Consider the following 17,234-nt stretch of genomic DNA (forward strand, 5'->3'; position numbering starts at 1 on the left):
CGACGCGCGGGGCTGCCCCGCCGTCGGCGTCAGCTCGCGACCGGGCCGGGCTGCGCCGGCGGTGAGAGGTACGCGGAGACGACCGGACCCTCGCCGGCCTGCACCACCGTGAACAGCGACAGCGCGGAGAGCGGCACCTGGACGTCGCCGCTGAGCTCCTGCACCTTGCCGTCGCTGGTCCAGTTCAGCACCGGCAACGCCTGGCCGTCCGTGGTGACCGCGTGCAGCCGGTATCCCCGCCCGATCTTGAGCCCATTGACGGTGGCGCGGATGGTGACCACGCCGTCCTCCCGCTGCGTGGCGGAGACCGAGAGCGACGCCCCGGTACGGTCGTCCGCGGCGATGGCGGCGACCGTCGTGGCCGGCGCCGAGGGGACGTCCGGCGTACGCAGCAGCGCCCCGACGGCCAGCCCGGCGACGACGAGCACCACCGCCAGCAACCCACCGTTACGCACCAGCGCGGCGGTACGCCGGTTGCGCATCCGGAACCTGCGGCGTGCGGGTGGAGCCGTGGGCCCGGACCGCCCCGGCGGCGAAGCCTTGTCCGGTTCATCGCTGCGGGCATCGCCGAAAAAACGGACGAAGCGCGCCGGCGCCGGGCCCGTACGGTGCAATGCCCCGAAGGTGTCGAGCAGCTCGCGCCGATCGTCCTCGGGAAGCAGCTCGAGGGCCGCGATGGTCTCGACCGTCTCGTCGGCCGCTCCGCGGCACGACGGGCACGACTGAAGGTGGCGCTCCACCGCGTCGCCGTGCGACCGGTCCAGCGCATCCATGTAGTAGAGCCCGAGCAGGTCCGTCACGTGCTGCTCGTCACCGGCGATGTCAGCCACCTACATCAACCCTCTTGTCGCCGCTCGTCATGTCCACCGATGAACGACCGGGCAGGCCGCCTGGTTCATCCGGGCGGTCCTGGAATCCGGCCGGCGCCAGCCCCGCCCACCATGCCAGGCGACACCTCGTCCGGTGAAGTCCGGCGCCCCGATCCCCCGCCGGGCCCGTGAACCGCGCCGGTACGGCCCCCGTTGTACCGGTGATCCCAGCCGATGCAGCCGTGGAGGAGCCTTGTACTCGGTCGCCGTCGTCGCGGACCTGCCGATGTCGCGCAGGCACCTGGAGCGGGTCGCGTCCGGCGCCCCCGGCCTCCGGGTGGTCACCGTGGTCGGGTCGGTGCCGGAGCTCGACGCCGCGCACCGGGGGCACGACGTGGTGATCATCGAGCTGTCCCGGATCGACGATGCGGCGCTGGCGCTGGTCTCGCACGCCGCCGCGTACGGCCGGCCGCTCGTCGCCGCCGCCTGGCACCGGCCGTCGGACTTGCTGGCGACCGTCCACGCCGGAGCGCACGGCTGCATCTCCCGCCCCAGCGATCCCCGCGAGCTGGCCGCCGCCCTCGACGTCGTGGCCCGGGGCGGCTTCTATGCGGGCCAGCAGATCGGCGGGCCGCCGCTTCCGATCGGTGTGAACCTCGCGCCCCGGGAGCGTGAGACGCTGCGCTGGATCGCCTCGGGCTACACGCATTCGCAGATCGCGACCCGTATGGGCCTGTCCGAGGCGACGGTCAACACCTACGCCAAGCGCCTGCGGGCCAAGCTCGACGCGCGGAACAAGGCGGAGCTCACCCGGGTGGCGATCGAGTTCGGCGTCGTGCCGCAGGGGCGGCCGGACACGCCGGCCGCCTGAGCCGGCACGGGGCGGCTCAGGCGACGGGTGGTGGCGGTCCGGCATGCTCAGTCCGTCCAATGGCCACCGGGATCGGACCAGTGGTCCCCGCCGGGTCCTGGACCGCCGTTCACCGAAGGCGGCGGAACCGGCTCCGGGTCTCGTCGAGGAACCGGCCCGGCAGAGACGGGGCCGGGGGACGCCATCGCCGGCTCGCGGGCCTGGAGCCGCGGGTCGTACAAATCCATGTCGTTCTCGTAGCCCGCATCGTCGTCGTCCTTGCGCAGCAGCTGCCTGATCCGGTGGCCGAGCAGCGCGGCAGCCGCCAGCATCAGGGCCACCGTCACGATCAGAACGGTGGTTCGCGTCGAGCCGCTGCCCTCGTCGCCGCTGTCCTGCGAAATGGCCGGCGCAGGTTCCTGGGCCGAGGGTACGGTCGCCGCCGACTCCTCGCTCAGGACCTTCGTCACCGCCGAGGCGGGGCTGAGGAAGCCCCAGCCGTACTGGCTGTGCGGGGGTTCGCCGTCGCCCATGCGCTCGGCGGTGGCCTTCAACCGGTGGGTGACCTGGGCGGCGGTGAGGTCGGGATAGGCGGATCGGATCAGGGCCGCCTCCCCCGCCGCGAAGGCGACGGCGTAGTGGGTGCCGCTGCCGCTGACCGGGCCGTTGCTGCCGAGGCTGGTGACGTTGACGCCGGGTGCGGTCACGTCCACGGCGCCCTTGCGGTAGTTCACCGCCCATTGGTCGTCGATGCCGACCCCGGCGACGCGGACCGTACCCTCGGCCGCCCTGACGTCCGGGTTCACCGGCTTGTCCTCGGTCGGCGCGCCCAGGACCACCACGACGTCGCGGGCCACCGCATCGGCGATGGCCCTGGCGACGCCGGCGTCGGTCGCGTCGACGGACGAGCCCAGGGCGATCACCGTCGCGCCCGCGGCCACCGCGGTCGCGATGCCCTTGACCTGCGCCTCCGGCGTCACGGGGAGCTTGTCGCGGGCCACGCGTACCGGCAGGATCGTGGCCTCCGGGGCGACACCGACCGGCCCCTCGCCCTTGACCTGCCGGGCGACGAGGAGGGCGGCCATCGCCGTACCGGTGCCCAGGCAGTCGCTGTCGCCCCGGCCCGCGTCGTCGGTGACGTCGACGCCGATCGACACGTGCCCGCTGAGCTGTGCCAGGCCGCCGTTGACGCCGGAGTCGACGATCGCGACGAGCTGGCCCTTGCCCTTGCTCTGCGGCCACGCCTTGTCCGCCGCCATCCGCAACCGGGCCCAGTCCGACTTGGTGCTCGACGTGGAGGAGGACGGGCAGGAAGGCGCCGCCGGCGGCCGGCCGGCCTGCGGAGCGGTGAGGGTCACGCCGGGCTGGGCGCTCGGCGGGTTACCGGGCATCGGGATCGACTGCGGCGGGGCGGACTGCTGCGGAGCCGGGTCCTTGGTCGGCGTGCCCTTCTTCGGCGGGCTCTTCCTCGGTGGCGGGGGCAGGACGCCGTACTGGATGCCGGCGCCGACCGCGTCCCACGGCATCACCAGCATCCACCCGGCGTGCAGGCGGTTCCCATCGGTGAGGACGTCGCCGTCCGGCTGCTCGCGGCCGGTGTTGCCGTTGAGGATCTCCGCCGACCGGGAGCCGCTGCCCAGGAACCGGGTGGCGATCTCGGTGAGGTTCTCCGGCTTGCCGTTGTAGGACGAGGTCACCGTGTAGTACTTCACGTACTCCTCGTCGGCGGCGCGGACCGGCCCGGCCGTGGCCGTGAGCGTTCCCACCGCGACGGCGACGGCCAGGCCCATGCGGACCACGGTCCGGCTGATGCACCACATCGATGCGTTCCCCCTCAAAATCTGAAGCCCCGTTCCGTGAGCGCCTCGCGCAGGGCGCGCAGCGCGTAGAAGGTGCGGGACTTCACCGTGCCGGTCGGCACGTCCAGGATCTCGGCCGCTTCGGCCACGGAGCGTTCCTGGAAGTAGATCTCGACCAGGATGGTGCGCAGCCGCTCGGGCAGCGACGAGATCGCCGCGCGCACCTCCTGCGCCTCGAGCATCCGGTCGATGTCGTTCTCGGCTCCGGCGTGCGCGTCCAGCCGTTCGTCGAAGTACTCAGCCGGGCGTACCTGGATCGCGCGGACGTGGTCGATGGTGATCCGGCGGGCGACGGTGAAGAGCCAGGCCCGGTTCCACCGGCCCTCGGCGTTGCGCGCCTCCGGGTTCTTCCAGGCCCGGACCAGGGTCTCCTGGAGGATGTCCTCGGCCCAGTGCACATCGCCCTTGGTCAGGCGGGTGATGTAGGCCAGGAGCACCGGCCGGTGCACCCGCTGGAGGTGCTCGAGCGCCTCGGCGTCAGGGGTGCCGGGCCGGGCGGTGACCGCCGCCGGCGGGGCGTCCGTCCCACTTCCGGGCGGCGGGGAAGACGTACTCGGCATGGGCTCGTCCGATCCGGGTCGGTCCTCGGAGGCGCGTCCGCCGGCGGCCGGGGACAGCGGTCTGCTGAGGACCGCCACGCCCGTTCTCTCCGTCCGCATCGCCTCTCCGTTTCACCACTCGTCTGCAGCCACCACGCGAGGAGCCGGTGGCAAATCGGATGGTTGCACCGCCGCCGAGGGGTGTCGCGTCTCCCGGGACCGTCTCGCCCGAACTGCCACCCACATCTGCGTATTCGTTCCCGGGCTCACCGTGACCGGGAATCCCCACCGTCCCTGCGGCCGCCCGGGTCCAGCGCGCGCACCCGCTGCTCGAGCCGGGTGACCTGCCGCGGCAGGCGGTCCACCTTCCGGCCGATCCGCCAGGGCGCGATCCAGGGGATCCGGTGCACCGGTACGGCGGACCGCAGCACCTTCACCCGGCTCACCAGGGTCCGCGGCAGCCGTCCCGGCGCATCGGCGACGAGCACCAGCCCCACCAGCTCCATGCCGGCCGGGTGCCGCCCCTCCCGGACGGCGTTCAGGGCCCGGGAGGCGGCGCGCAGGCCCTGGGCATGGGTACGGGCCACCAGGAACACCCGCGCGGGCTCGTGCCGCCCGGCGTTCGGCCACCGGCAGCCGAGATCCACCCCGCCCAGCACAGCGGTGAGCGTCGTCGCGCCGGACCCACCGTGCGCGGAAACCCAGGCGACACCGTGTTCCGACAGCCGCCCGGCCGGTGCGGGCGCCGCCGTACGGGGTTGATGCGGCTGCCACCGCGGCACCTGCCCCCCGGGAGCCGCCACAGTGGACGGCAGTGAATCCGGTGGGGGCGGCGGCTTTTCCTCCACGGCAGGCGCGACGACCGGCGCCGGACCCCCGATGGGCGCGTGCGCCGGCGTGATCTTCTTCCCGAAGTACGTGTACGAGTGCCGGCCGGGCACGGGCGCAACCGGCTGCTCACCGTCGACGGCGGCATCGGGTGTGACGTACATCCGCATCTCCTCGTCAGGTGTCGGCGGGCTCGTGAACCGCGCCGGGCCGGTGCTCGTCCGGAACGGCGAGGACCCGAACGAGCCGTTGTCGAAGAGCCACAACGGACGTCCCGTGGTCCCGGTTCACGGCGTCCGGGAATTCGTCACCGGCGCCCGGCCGAGAGGACGTGGTCACGATATCCGCGGGACGCGGCAGGGCCGGAGTTGATTCAATGCGGGGATGCGTCCCGAACCGATCCGCCCGCCGAAGCTCGCCCCCGGTGACCGCGTCGCGGTCCTCTCACCCTCCTTCGCCGCCCCGGCGGAGTTCCCGGCGGTGCACGAGCGCAGCGTGCAGCGGCTCCGGGAGGAGTTCGAGCTGGAGCCCGTGGAGTTCCCGGCCACCCGGCGGCACGCGTCGGCACAGGAGCGGGCGGCCGACCTCATGGCGGCGTACGCCGACCCGAGCATCCGGGCCGTCTTCGCCACGATCGGCGGGGACGACCAGATCACGGTGTTGCGGCACCTCGATCCGGCACCGTTCCGGGCCGACCCCAAACCGTTCTTCGGGTACTCCGACAACACGAACCTGCTGAACTGGCTCTGGTACCACGGCGTCGGCGCGTACCACGGGATGTCCACGATGGTGTTCCTCGGCCGGGCAGCCGGCGCCGGGCCCGAGCTGACCTCGTCCCTGCGGGCGGCCCTGTTCACCGGGGGCGACCTGCAGATTCAGCCCGTGGACGAGTTCCGCGAGGAGGAGCTGGACTGGGCCGGCCCGATCGCGCTCACCGGGTCCGTGCAGTCGTACCCGCATCCCGGCCGGGTGTGGCATCGGGCCGATCGGGTGGTCAGCGCGCCGACGTGGGGCGGCAACCTGGAGATCCTGCACTGGACGCTGGCGGCGAACCGGTGGGTCCGGCCGGTCGAGGACTACGCCGGCTGCGTGCTGCTGCTGGAGACGTCCGAGGACATGCCGTCCGCGACGGAGGTGTTCCGCGTGCTGCGCGACTTCGGCGAGCGGGGCCTGCTCGAGCAGTTCCCGGCGGTGCTGGTCGGCACCGCCAAGGCCACGTCGCTGTTCAATCCGCGGCCGGTCGAGCGCCGGAACGCCTACCGGGAGGACCAGCGCGAGGCGGTGCTCAAGGCGTTCGGCGCGTACCACCCGGAGGCGATGATCGTCTTCGGCGTGGACTTCGGGCACACCGATCCGCAGTGGGTGCTGCCGTACGGCGGGCGCGTGACGGTCGACGGCGTGGCCCGCACCATCACTGCGCACTACTGACGGCGTCGAGGCCCGCGCACTTCCGCAGTCCGGTGTAGTTGTCGCGCGCGATGCCGGCCCGCCAGCCGCTGAGCACGGTGGGTTGGCCGGTGCCGGAGACGACCGTGGGCACGAACTCCGAACGCACGACCGTACGGCCCCGCACGGTCAGCCGTAGGACTCCGCTCCGGCCGCTGTACGGCGGGAACAGCCCCGAGGTGTACCAAAGGAAGTTGCCGAGGCCGTACGCGACATAGGCATCCCCGGACCGCCCGGCCCCCTGCAACACGTGCGCGTGCGCGCCGACGATGACGTCCGCACCGGCACCGATCAGGGCGTCGGCGAAGTCGCGCTGCCGCCGGTCGGGACAGCGGTCCCCCTCGGTCCCCCAGTGCGGCAGCACCACGACCAGGTCGCTGTCGGCGCGGGCGGCTCGCACCGCGGCCAGCGCCCGTTCCCGGTCGAACGCCATGGCGAGCCCCGCCCGGTCCGGTTGCGCCGCCCACTCCTGCGCGAGGTCGTCCACCTGGCTGAACGCGAGCACGGCGACCCGCACGCCGCGTACGGTCCGCCGCCACGGCTTGTACGCCTCGGTCGTGTCCCGGCCCGCGCCGATCGCACCGAGGCCGCCGCGCCGCACGGTCGCCATGGTGTCGGCGAGACCCTGCCGGCCGTAGTCGAGGCTGTGGTTGTTGGCGAGCGACACCGCGTCGACCCCCGCGGCCTTCAACGCCGGGACTGCGCCGTCGCGCGCGCGGAACACGTACCGTTTGGGCTCGGCCTTTCCCCGCCCGGTGACCGGCGTCTCCAGGTTGACGAACGTCAGGTCGCCGTCGGCGAGCTCCTTCGCCGCCGGTCCGAAGGCGGTGGCGGGATCCCCGAGCAGCTTGTCCACCCGCCCCTCGAAGTGCACGTCGCCCGCGAAGGTCAGGGTCACCTCGGGTGCCGAGCCGGCGGCGGCCTCGGGCGCGTCGTCGGGCGCGCAGCCCGCCGCGGTGAGCAGCACGGCCGCCGAGGCGATCGCCGCCAGCCGTACCCTCATCGCGCCACCGCCGGAACCCGCGCCCGCACTTGGCGGCCGAGGGCGGCCAGGACGATCCCACCGAGCACGATGGCCGCGGTCAGCGCCGCGGGCTCGGCCGCCGCGACCGCGAGCTGCACCGCGGAGCCCTGCACCGACAACCGCGGCAACAAGATCTTGTCGGCGAGCGCAAGACCAGGAACCAGAAGCAGATACCCGGGTACGGCCGCAGCACCCATCGCCGCCAGGAGCCGCCCACGCGCCAGAGCCGCCACGGTGAGGCCGAACGGCAGCGCCGCGAGTCCGGCGACCACCGTGGCGAGCCCGGCCGGGAAGCGGTCCACGCCGAGCACGGCCGCGCCGACCAGGGCCATCGCCCCGCGCAGCACGAGGTTCCGCCGGGACGCCGTGGCGATCAGGCGGTCGGTCTCGCCGGACAGGCGCAACCCGGCGGCGAGGAAGACCGCGAAGGTGACGGTCTCCGTCAGCAGCGTCGCGGCCGCCAGGACGGCGACCACCGCGGCCGCGGGCACCCGCTCCAGCAGCTTCGCGAGCACCGGGAAGAGTGCGAGGACGTACAGCAGGGAGAACTCGCGAGGCGTCAGCAGCACGACGCTCAACAGGTCACGCGAGTCAAGGAGCGGGACGCCGGGCAGCCCCGGGTTGAAGCGGCGGAGCACGACCAGCGTGACGGCGAGCCAGCCGAGGTGGGCCGCCAGGCAGGGGACCACCCAGGTGAGCACCAGCCGGGGCCAGGGCAGGGCGACGAGACGCGCCGTGCCCCGGCCGAGGTGGACGAGGAACAGCGCCGCGCCCAGCACCCCGGCCGCCCCGCCCACCGCCCACCACACCAGCGGTACGGGCAGGCTGATCGCCCATTCGATCTGGAGGTAGTGGCGGCCGACGACGTACTCGACCACGGCGCCGCACAGGCCGATGCCGGCGGCGGTGGCGAGCGCGCCGGTGGTGTCCGGCGTACGGGTCATCGGATGCTCTCGTAGCGGCGCGCCACCCGGGCTCCGATCCCAGTGAGGATCTCGTGCGGGTTGGTCCCCGCCCACCCGGCCCAGTCGGCGACGGTGGGCTCGCCGGCCTTGCCGGGTCCGAACATGACGGCCCACTCACCGGCGCGGACCGGCAGGTCACCGACGTCGAGGACGACCTGGTCCATGCTCACCCGCCCGGCGATCGGGCAGCGTACGCCCCGGACCGAGAACGACGCCCGGCCGGCCGCATGCCGCGGTACCCCGTCGGCGAAGCCCAGCGGCACCAGCGCCAGCGCGGTCTCACGGTCGGTGACGAAGTCGGGGCCGTACGAGACGCCGGTGCCCGCGGGGACCCGCTTGGTGAGCAGGATCTGCGCCCGTACCGTCATCGCCGACCGCAGGCCGAAGTCGCGGCCCGGCACCGGCTCGATGCCGTAGAGCCCGATGCCGGCGCGCAACATGTCGAAGCGGGCCCGGGGCAGCTGGAGCGCCGCGGCCGAGTTGGCGACGTGCAGGATCGGCGGTTCGAGTCCGGCGGCGGCGGCCGCCTGGCGGGCCTGGTCGAACTCGTCCAGCTGGGCGAGCAGGCGGGGGTTCCGCGGGTTCTCGGCGTTCGCCAGGTGCGACCAGAGCGCCCGTACGCGCAGCAGCCCCGCATTCTCGAACTTGCGGGCCCAGGAGAACAGCTGCGCCCACTCCTCGGCAGGTGCGCCGCCCCGAGACATCCCGGTGTCGAGCTTGAGGTGCACGTTCGCGACCGTCCCGGTGCGGTCGGCCGTGTCGGCGAGCACCTCCAGGGCCTCGACGCCACCGACCGACACGTCGATCCCGGCGGCCAGGACCTCCTCGAAGGTCTCCGTCGGCGGATACAGCCAGAGCAGCGTCGGCGCGGTGAGGCCCGCGGCGCGCAGGGCGAGCGCCTCCGCGACCGATGCCACGCCGAGCCAGGTGGCACCGTGGCGCAGCGCAGCACGCGCGACCTCCGCGGCACCGTGACCGAAGCCGTCGGCCTTGACCACCGCCATCATCCCGGCGGGACCGGCGGTGGCGGCGAGCACACGGGTGTTGTGGGCGATCGCGTCCAGATCGACGACGGCCTCTGCCATCGCCGTCACCGTCCGGCCCCCGTTGAGTTCGACACCCGGCGCATGCTGGACGACGGCCCTGCTCAATCTGAAGACCATTTTCTGGTCAATCCGCCGTCGTCACCGACAGTTTCCGCTCCGCCACGCGGTTGCCGGAAAGGGCCATCATGATGACCGGGCGGCCCAGCATGTGCGCGGTTTACGGCCAGCGAACAGAGCAACGGGAAGAATCGTACGACGATGCAGACCGAATGCCGAACGATGATTCAGGAAAACGCGGTGACGCGCCTGGAGGAGTACCTCCGGTCGGCGCGCAACCGGGCCTTCGTCGGCCGCACGGCCGAGATGGCGGCGTTCCGCTCCGCGCTGGCCGGCGGGGCGGTCTTCACCGTGCTCCACCTGTACGGCGCCGGCGGCACGGGCAAGACCACCCTGCTGCGTCGGTACGGCGTCGAGGCGGAGCGCGCCAATCGCCAGGTGGTGCGGCTGGACCGGTTCGAGCCCGGCGGGATGATCTCGACCCTGCTGGCCGCCGTGCCGCCCACCCCGGCGGGCACGGCCGGACCGGTGCTGCTCATCGACGAGTTCGAGCACTGGCAGCCGATGGAGGCGTGGCTGCGCGAGGAGTTCCTGCCAGGCCTGCCGGTCGGCTCCGTCGTCGTGCTCGCGGCCCGGAACCCGCCGGGCGTCGAGTGGACCGCGGACCCGGGCTGGAACGACGTCCTGCGGGCGCACGAGCTGGGCGACCTGCCCCCGTCCGAGGCGGAGATGCTGCTGGACCGGTACGCGATCCCCCGGCAGCGCCAGCCCTTCCTCACGGAGCTGGCCGGCGGCAACCCGCTCGCGTTGCGCCTGGCGGTGGAGGCGATCGGCGCGGACAAGGACGACGACGAGGTACGCCTCTCGGTGGCCCAGGCCGTGGTCAAGCAGGTGATCGGTGACCTGCCCTCGGCGGCGCACCGGCACGCCCTGGAGATCTGTGCGTACGCGGAGACCACCACGGAGAAGCTGATCCGTGCCACGGTGGCCGACGCCGACGCCGTGGAGCTGTTCCGCTGGCTGTGCACCCTCCCGTACGCGGAAAGCGGGGCGCGCGGCGTCCGGGTGCGCCCGTTCGTCCGCACCGCGGTCCGCACGGAGCTGCAGTGGCGCGATCCCCTCCGGCACGAGGCCGTGCTGACCCGTCTCGCGGAGGGCAGCACGCTGGTCTCCACCGAGCGGGTCGAGTCGCTGCCCCGACCGGAGTTCGACGCCGCGGTCCGCGACGCGTTGCGCGCGTGGCGACGCCCCGATCTGCTCGCCGGCAACCCGTTGGTGCACAGCCGGATGGTGGCCGCCTCCGAGGCCTCCGCCGAGCCGGTCGCCGCGCTGCGCGACGTCCTGAGGTCCACGGTGGACGCGCTGGGCGAGGATCCCCGGCAGGGCAAGTCGCATCGGGCGCTGGTTTCCACGTACCTCGGCGGGGCACCGACCCAGGAGGCCGCGGCGGAACGCCTCGGGCTCCCGTTCAGCACGTACCGCCGCCACCTCAACCGCGGCCTCGAGGTGCTGTGCAGCCTGCTGTGGCGGCGCGAGACCACCGGCCTCGAGCTCACCTGACCAGCGGCAACACCATCGTCGGCCGGTCGTCCCAGGCGGGCTCTGCCACGGTCGGCTCCTTGCGAGACGGCTGCCGCCGCGCGGGCAGCTCGAAGAGCCAGGACCCACCGGCCGCCTCGATCCCGCGCCGCAGGGTGAGGCACACCGTCACGAGCAGCGCGGTGAGCACCACGGGCAGGAAGACGGCGAGCACCAGCTGGACCGGGGTGCCCGCCGACGAGAACGGCTTGAGCAGCGCGGCATGCAGCAGCGCCAGCAGCGGCATGTGCATCACGTAGATGGGCAAAGTGTTGCGGCCGAGATCCGCCAGGAGCCGGCTCACCCAGGCCCAGCGATCGAGCTCCACCGCGGCGGCGATGCCCACGAGCACCGCGAGGGCACAGACCGCCGGCCAGACGCCGAACCACTGCTTCGCGCCGAGCAGACGGATCGCCAGCATGACGACCACGTAAGCCGCACCGCCGGCGAGCAGTCTGCGCCGGTTCGCCGTACGGGCCCAGCGCTCGACCCACGGCTTGAGCCGCAGCCCGGCGAGGAAGAAGAACAAGTTCTGGTAGAGCTGCCCGCGGTTCCCCGGTGCGGCGAGCAGGCCGGCGGACGCCACCGCGGAGAGCAGCAGCGCGGGCCCGAGCACGACGGCCACCGGCAGGTTGCGGGTGAGCTTGGCGACGACGAAGTAGACCGCCAGCGCGACCAGGTACCACAGGTTGGTCGGGGTGATGGTGACCTGTTCGAGCACGTCCAGGGCGCTGTGCGCGGCGAGCGTGTCGAAGCGCGGCACCATCGACAGCACCACGGTGTGCACGGTGAACCAGATGGCGTACAGGTAATAGAACCTGGCGATCCGGCTCCGCGCGGTGACCTTCCAGGAGCGCTGCACGGCGGACGCGGCGAACAGCCCGGAGATGGTGAAGAAGACCGGCATCCGCAGCGGCAGCAGCTGGTCGCCGAACGCGCCCCACAGGCCGGGGATCGGCGCGGGCAGATGCCACGTGATCTGCAGGTAGTGCTTCATGATGACGTGCCACAGCACGACCAGCAGGATGCAGACACCCTTGGCCACGTCCGCCCAGCCCGCCCTCGGCTTGGCCGGGGTCTCCGCGACGGGCGCGGGTTTCACGTGGGCGATGACCTGCGTCGGTGCGTCTTCCCACGCCGCGTGGGAAACCTCGGCCCACCAACCCGCGTCGGCCCCCGGCTCGGGCCGGGTCACGGCAGCGCGGGCGCGGGCCGCCGGGTCCCGGCCAGGGCGGTCGCGACCAGCAGGCCGAGCAGCTCCGGGTACGGGGTGCCGGCCGCCTGCCACATCCGCGGGAACTGCGACATCGCGGTGAGCCCCGGCATGGTGTTGACCTCGTTGACGGTCAGCCCATGCGCCGGATCGACGAAGAAGTCGACGCGCAGCAGACCCGCGCAGCCCAGCGTCCGGAAGACCCGGACCGCCTCGGCGCCCAGCCACTCCGTCGTGTCGGGGTCCAGGTCGGCCGGGATGACGAACTCGGTCAGGCCCTCGCGGTACTTGGCGTCGTAGTCGAAGAAGCCGTGGCCGGCGACCCGGATCTCCAGCGGCGGGCTCGCGACCAGCCGGCCGTCCGGCAGTTCCAGCACGCCGACGTCGATCTCGCGGCCCGGCACGCCGGCCTCGACCAGCACCTTCGTGTCGCACAGCCGGGCCGCCTCGACGGCCGCCGGCAGCTCGGTCCAGTCGCCGACCCGGGAGACGCCGATGCTCGACCCGCCGCGCGCCGGCTTCACGAAGGCGGGCAGGCGGAGGCGCTCCTGCTCGGCCGCGGTGACCTCCTCCTTCGCCCCGCGAAGCACCACGCCGTCGGCCACCGCGATGCCCTCCGCGGCGAGGATCTTCTTGGTGAACTCCTTGTCCATCGAGGTGGCGCTGGCCAGGACGCCGCTGCCGACGTACGGAATGCCGGCGAGTTCGAGGACGCTCTGCACCGTGCCGTCCTCGCCGTACGGCCCGTGCAGCACGGGCATGACGACGTCGACGTCGCGCAGCGCCTCCAGAGCACGGAACAGGCTCTCCACGATGGTCGGTCGCCAGCCGTCCGGTTCCGGCGTCATGGCCCGGAGGGCGGCCTCGTCGACGGTCGCGGTGGCACGGTCGGTGCCGACGATCCATTCGCCCTCGACGGTGATACGGACCGGAACCACCTCGTAGCGGCCGCGGTCGAGACACTGCACGACGCTCGCCGCCGACCGGCAGGAGACGTCATGTTCGGTGCTCCGCCCACCGAAGAGGACCGCAACTCGGACCGTTGGGGGCACGTCGCATCACTCCACGCTCGAAAATCGCCGACTCTGGGCGTGGATCGTGCGGCAGGCGGGTGCTCACCCGGAAGGTCAGTTACTGATCAATCGGTCCAATGCCTGGGTCTCGGTGGCGAAGAAGAGGTCGGGGTCGAGGCCCATGGACCGAAAGTTGCCCTCGATCTCGAGGCTGACGAGGCCGTGCAGCCGGCTCCAGGCCGTGACGGCGTGCAGCGCCACCGCCGGGTCGGTCGCGCCGGACCAGGCCGCGAGCTGCCGGGCCAGGGCCGGTTCCGGCTCCGGTCCCGGGCCGACCGCTTCCAGCAGTACGGTCATCGCCCGCTGCGCCGCCGCGACGAGGCGCTCATCGTGGGCGTCGTAGCCGGGCAGCGGCGCGGTGAAGAGCAGGCGATACCGGTGCGGCTGCGCAACGGCCCAGGACCGGTACGCCGCAGCCAGGTCGGCCAGCCGGCGTGGCGCCCCCGCAACGGCGGCGGTCAGGTCGGCGTACGCGTCCAGGATCAGCTCGGTGAGCAGGGCGTCCCGCCCGGCGAAGTAGCGGTATAGCGCGGGCCCGGAGACACCCAGCTCCTTGGCGATCGCGTTGAGTGAGAGCGCCTGCGGGCCGCCCTCGGCCAGCTGCCGGAGCGCGGCGTCCTTGACCTCCTGGCGCATCTGCGCGCGGAAGCGATCCCGGATTCCACTCGATGCCATGCCGCAACGCTACAACCTCTGTGCACGGTAAGACCCTCTAGCAAGATTTCATCCGAGTCCCCGGTACGGCGCCGAACCGGGGCATCGCCGCGGCGCCCAGCCCCGCCGAGCCGGCCGCGCCACCCCACTGAGCGGCCGCACGGTGCAGCGACGGCACGGTCAGGTCATCGAAGGCGACATGACCCCGATCCCTCTCGTCCGGCGACAGTTCCCGCAGCAGGAGCCGGCCGCGGCGGCCCGGACCCGGCTCGGTGGCCTCGAGCACCTTGAACGACGTGCCCGGCAGGAACACCACCCGGTGGTCCGCCCGGTAGTCGTCGTCCGGTTCCAGCAGACGGGTGTGCCGGGCCGTCATCGACCACACGAGTACATCCACAGTCCCCGGAAGGTCCGCCGGCGGTTCGATCAGCGCCTCGGTGAATCCCCAGTCCCTGAGCACGCGGTGCGCCCCGATCTCGCGGACCTCCTCGGCGCCGAGCACCGCACGCAGACCCGCGGCGCCGCGGTAGGACGGGAGCCGCTCGAGCCCAGCACTGACGCACCGGCCGAACGGCACGTGCGGGCCCGGGTCCCCGCGGCGCAGCGCAGCCGGGAGGCCGACACCGAAGGCGGACAGGTAGAGGTGGACCGCCGTGGCGTCCACCAGCGTCTCCGGCGCCGCCTGGAAGCGCGGGTGCCCGGCGAGCACCCGGGCGACCGTGGCGGCGGCCGCGTCGTACTGCCGGCTGAACGTGCCGCGCAGCCAGTTCCGCTCGTCAGTGAGGCCGTACGCGGTCGGCAGCGCCCGGGCCTGCGGGAAGGGCACGCTCTGGAAACGCAGCCGACTCTCGATCGCGGTCAGCACCATGGCTCACCACTCCGACTTCTGCACGAGAGCCCAGTCGTGGTCGTCGTTCTTGTGGCAGGCGGAGAGCGCGAGCTGCGTGTCGTTGCCGGCGTCCGCGTCGCCCGGGACGTCGAGGCACAGACCCGAGGCGGTGTTGCGGATCCAGTAGTGCTGGAACTTGCCGACGGTGATGCTCTTCTCCAGCCGCCAGTACTGGTTGTCCTCGTCGTAGCAGCCGGTCTCGTCCAGCAACGTGCCGTCCGGGACGTCGCCCAGGCCGGGCGGATCCAGGCAGTAGTCGTCGACCACGTTGCGGATCCAGTAGAGCTGGTAGCCGTCACCGTCGACGAACCGCGGCACGAACGCGAACTCCTGGTTGTCCTGTGTGGACTTCCGGCACGGCGACTGGTTGATCGGCCCATCGCGAGGGCCCGGGCCGGTGCCGGGCACGTCGACGCACTGCCCGGTCCCCTTGTTGTGCAGGAAGTACGGGCCGTACACCCGTCCTGAGCCGTCGCCGTCGGCGGCCTTGATCGGCGGCTGGTTGGACCGGCCGGTGGTGTGCGGGGGATTCGGCTTCGGCTTCGGCTTCGCGGTCGGATCGGCCGGCTTGGAAGGCGCAGGCTTCTTCGGTACGGCGGTCAGCCGGGTGTCCTTCGCATACTCCGTCTCATAGGCGCCCACCAGGGCGACCAGCGCCTTGAGGCCGTCGGACTTCTTGAGATCGGCCTGGTCCACATCGGAATCGCCACGCTGGAATGCGGCGAGGGCCAGCGGGTACGGATCCTTCGTGCGCGGCGCCATCTCCTCGGTGATCGCGCACATCGTCGTACCGAGGGCCCGGATCGCCGCGGTCGGGCTCCACGAGGTGGCATCGGACGGCGGCACGTACTTCACCCAGGTCTGCGGCAGGAACTGGGCGATGCCCTGCTGCCCAGCCGGCCCCAGCCGCTGCGGGTCGAAGCCGGACGTCGCCATGATCTGGGCTGCGATCCGCGGCGCGGGTACGGCCGCACACACCTTCCCGGCAGCCACGACGGCGGCCACGTAAGCGTCCGGTACGCGCACCGGCGCCGCCAGGGTGACCCGGGGCTCGACGGGCGGCGTGGACGGGGCTGGATCACCGGAGCCGCCGAAGGCGGGCTGCAGCGCGTACCAGGTCGCGTAGCGCTCGACGGTGTCCACGTACTCGCGGGCCGCGGCGGGCACGGTCGCCGCCTGGATGACCGGCGCCATCCCGACCCGGTGCGCCGCCAGCGCCAGGCGCCACTGATCCCCCGGCACCTTGACCAACCGAAGCTGCCCGACCAGGTCACACATGCCGTGGGCGAGGGCGAGCACGCTGGCCCGGGTGTCGGTCCGCTTGGCGTCCGCCCACGGTGCCCACTTGTGCCACGCCTTGGGCGTGAGACCGGCCGGGCCACGGCCGCCGGCCGCGCTCACCGCCTCCACCGGCTCGGCACTGAACTGGGAGGCGGCCATCACCTGGCCGGCCAGCCGGGCCGGGGTGAGCACCGGGCAGGACTTCGCCGCCTCTTTGAGCACGCGCACCTGGTCCGGCGAGACCTCGGCGCCGGGCAGCGCCTGTCCCGCGTACGCCGAGTCGGGTCGCCCCGACGCGGTCAGGGTCACCAACGCGGCAAGCCCGAGCGCCGCAATCGCCGCCAGCCGGCGGCCCCCCAATGTCGCTGTCCACATCCCGCTTGTCTCCTCGCGAAGCAGTCGTCCCCACGACGGTGAGGGAGTCTCACCGGTTCACGGATCGGGCCGGGAATCGTCAGATCATCCCGGCGCGCAGCGCGTACGCGACGGCGTGCGAGCGGTTGCGCAGCTTGAGGCGGTGGGTGAGGCCGTAGATGACGTTCTTCACCGTGCGCTCCGAGTAGGAGAGCTCGCCGGCGATCTCGCTGGTGTCGAGCCCGTCCGCCATGAGCCGCAACACGTCGATCTCCCGTGGGGTGAGCCCCGAGGCGTTCAGGCGGTGCGGGGTGAGCACGTCGCGCTGGAGCCGTTCGATGTGCTTGAGCAGCTCCCCCACCAGGTTCGGCGGCATGACGCCGCCCCCGGCGGCGGCCGCCAGCACGCAGTGCACCAGGCGTTCGGCGGTGACCGCGGACCGCGGCAGCACCGCCACGACGCGGCACTCGACCGCGGTGAGCAGCTCGGCCTCGTTGATCTCGCTGGTGACGAGCACGACCGACGCGCCCGTCTCCGCCGCCGAGCGCCGCAGCAGGGCGACGACGTCCGTGGTGAGCCGGTCGGCCGAGACGACGAGCACCTTGGCGGCGGCCCGCTCCGCAGCGGGGAGCAGCACGAGCCCGGGACGCGACTGAAGAAAATTGGCCAGCCCAGCATGGCTGATCGGATCCATCGCCTGCAGGGCGACGCGGACCTGCTCCACTGCTACCTCCGGTTGGTCGGCATTGCGCCGGGCCAGTCTCCGGAA

The 17,234-nt window shown here is 72.8% G+C and carries 16 protein-coding genes; 3 read left to right on the forward strand and 13 right to left on the reverse strand.

Going from position 1 to position 17,234, the window contains the following annotated elements:
• Positions 1-29: 29 nt before the first annotated feature.
• Positions 30-830 (reverse strand): zf-HC2 domain-containing protein, encoded by an 801-nt coding sequence (locus tag AB0368_RS05060; protein ID WP_366152492.1) that lies wholly within the window; start codon positions 828-830, stop codon positions 30-32.
• A gap of 232 nt (positions 831-1,062) precedes the next feature.
• On the opposite strand from AB0368_RS05060, the gene AB0368_RS05065 reads away from it, so the two are divergent.
• Entirely contained in the window at positions 1,063-1,680 is a 618-nt protein-coding gene (locus tag AB0368_RS05065) for a response regulator transcription factor (RefSeq protein WP_366152493.1), read from the forward strand.
• Between the two features lie 47 nt (positions 1,681-1,727).
• Here AB0368_RS05065 and AB0368_RS05070 read toward each other — a convergent pair whose 3' ends face one another.
• The 3 genes from AB0368_RS05070 to AB0368_RS05080 form a co-directional block, all read right to left on the reverse strand.
• Positions 1,728-3,479, reverse strand: a complete 1,752-nt coding sequence (locus tag AB0368_RS05070) for a S8 family serine peptidase (protein WP_366152494.1) — start codon at positions 3,477-3,479, stop codon at positions 1,728-1,730.
• 14 nt (positions 3,480-3,493) lie between these two features.
• Positions 3,494-4,177 carry a sigma-70 family RNA polymerase sigma factor gene (locus tag AB0368_RS05075; RefSeq protein ID WP_366152495.1) on the reverse strand — a complete coding sequence of 228 codons (684 nt, stop codon included), beginning with the start codon at positions 4,175-4,177 and terminating at the stop codon, positions 3,494-3,496.
• A 146-nt stretch (positions 4,178-4,323) separates the two neighbouring features.
• Entirely contained in the window at positions 4,324-5,049 is a 726-nt protein-coding gene (locus AB0368_RS05080) for a DUF6668 family protein (RefSeq protein ID WP_366152496.1), read from the reverse strand.
• Between the two features lie 220 nt (positions 5,050-5,269).
• On the opposite strand from AB0368_RS05080, the gene AB0368_RS05085 reads away from it, so the two are divergent.
• Positions 5,270-6,313 carry a S66 peptidase family protein gene (locus AB0368_RS05085; RefSeq protein ID WP_366152497.1) on the forward strand — a complete coding sequence of 348 codons (1,044 nt, stop codon included), beginning with the start codon at positions 5,270-5,272 and terminating at the stop codon, positions 6,311-6,313.
• Here AB0368_RS05085 and AB0368_RS05090 read toward each other — a convergent pair.
• Genes AB0368_RS05090 through alr form a run of 3 tightly spaced genes read right to left on the reverse strand, consistent with a single transcriptional unit; the run spans position 6,297 to position 9,405 of the window.
• Positions 6,297-7,334, reverse strand: coding sequence for a CapA family protein (locus AB0368_RS05090; RefSeq protein WP_366152498.1), 1,038 nt, complete (start codon positions 7,332-7,334; stop codon positions 6,297-6,299). The genes AB0368_RS05085 and AB0368_RS05090 overlap by 17 nt on opposite strands.
• Positions 7,331-8,299: a hypothetical protein gene (locus AB0368_RS05095; RefSeq protein WP_366152499.1), complete on the reverse strand. Its 969-nt coding sequence runs from the start codon at positions 8,297-8,299 to the stop codon at positions 7,331-7,333. Before AB0368_RS05095 ends, AB0368_RS05090 begins: the two co-directional genes overlap by 4 nt.
• Complete coding sequence (gene alr, locus AB0368_RS05100) at positions 8,296-9,405, reverse strand: alanine racemase (RefSeq protein ID WP_366152500.1); 1,110 nt, start codon at positions 9,403-9,405, stop codon at positions 8,296-8,298. The genes AB0368_RS05095 and alr overlap by 4 nt, the downstream gene beginning before the upstream one ends.
• 258 nt (positions 9,406-9,663) lie before the next feature.
• Here alr and AB0368_RS05105 point away from each other — a divergent pair, with 258 nt between their 5' ends.
• Positions 9,664-10,983, forward strand: coding sequence for a hypothetical protein (locus AB0368_RS05105; protein ID WP_366152501.1), 1,320 nt, complete (start codon positions 9,664-9,666; stop codon positions 10,981-10,983).
• Here AB0368_RS05105 and AB0368_RS05110 read toward each other — a convergent pair.
• The 6 genes from AB0368_RS05110 to AB0368_RS05135 form a co-directional block, all read right to left on the reverse strand.
• Positions 10,976-12,103, reverse strand: coding sequence for an acyltransferase (locus AB0368_RS05110; protein ID WP_366152502.1), 1,128 nt, complete (start codon positions 12,101-12,103; stop codon positions 10,976-10,978). The two genes, AB0368_RS05105 and AB0368_RS05110, sit on opposite strands and share 8 nt — an antisense overlap.
• A gap of 89 nt (positions 12,104-12,192) precedes the next feature.
• Entirely contained in the window at positions 12,193-13,266 is a 1,074-nt protein-coding gene (locus AB0368_RS05115) for a D-alanine--D-alanine ligase family protein (RefSeq protein WP_366152503.1), read from the reverse strand.
• A gap of 75 nt (positions 13,267-13,341) precedes the next feature.
• Positions 13,342-13,962 (reverse strand): TetR/AcrR family transcriptional regulator, encoded by a 621-nt coding sequence (locus AB0368_RS05120; RefSeq protein ID WP_366152504.1) that lies wholly within the window; start codon positions 13,960-13,962, stop codon positions 13,342-13,344.
• 37 nt (positions 13,963-13,999) lie between these two features.
• Positions 14,000-14,809, reverse strand: coding sequence for a hypothetical protein (locus AB0368_RS05125; protein ID WP_366152505.1), 810 nt, complete (start codon positions 14,807-14,809; stop codon positions 14,000-14,002).
• Positions 14,810-14,812: 3 nt separating this feature from the next.
• Entirely contained in the window at positions 14,813-16,486 is a 1,674-nt protein-coding gene (locus AB0368_RS05130; RefSeq protein ID WP_366152506.1) for an RICIN domain-containing protein, read from the reverse strand.
• A gap of 79 nt (positions 16,487-16,565) precedes the next feature.
• A complete protein-coding gene (locus tag AB0368_RS05135; RefSeq protein ID WP_366152507.1) occupies positions 16,566-17,189 on the reverse strand; it encodes a response regulator transcription factor in 624 nt (207 codons plus the stop codon).
• Positions 17,190-17,234: the final 45 nt, after the last annotated feature.

Origin of the sequence: Actinoplanes sp. NPDC051475, assembly GCF_040689425.1 — a bacterium.
In the GTDB taxonomy this organism is placed as follows: Bacteria; Actinomycetota; Actinomycetes; order Mycobacteriales; family Micromonosporaceae; genus Actinoplanes.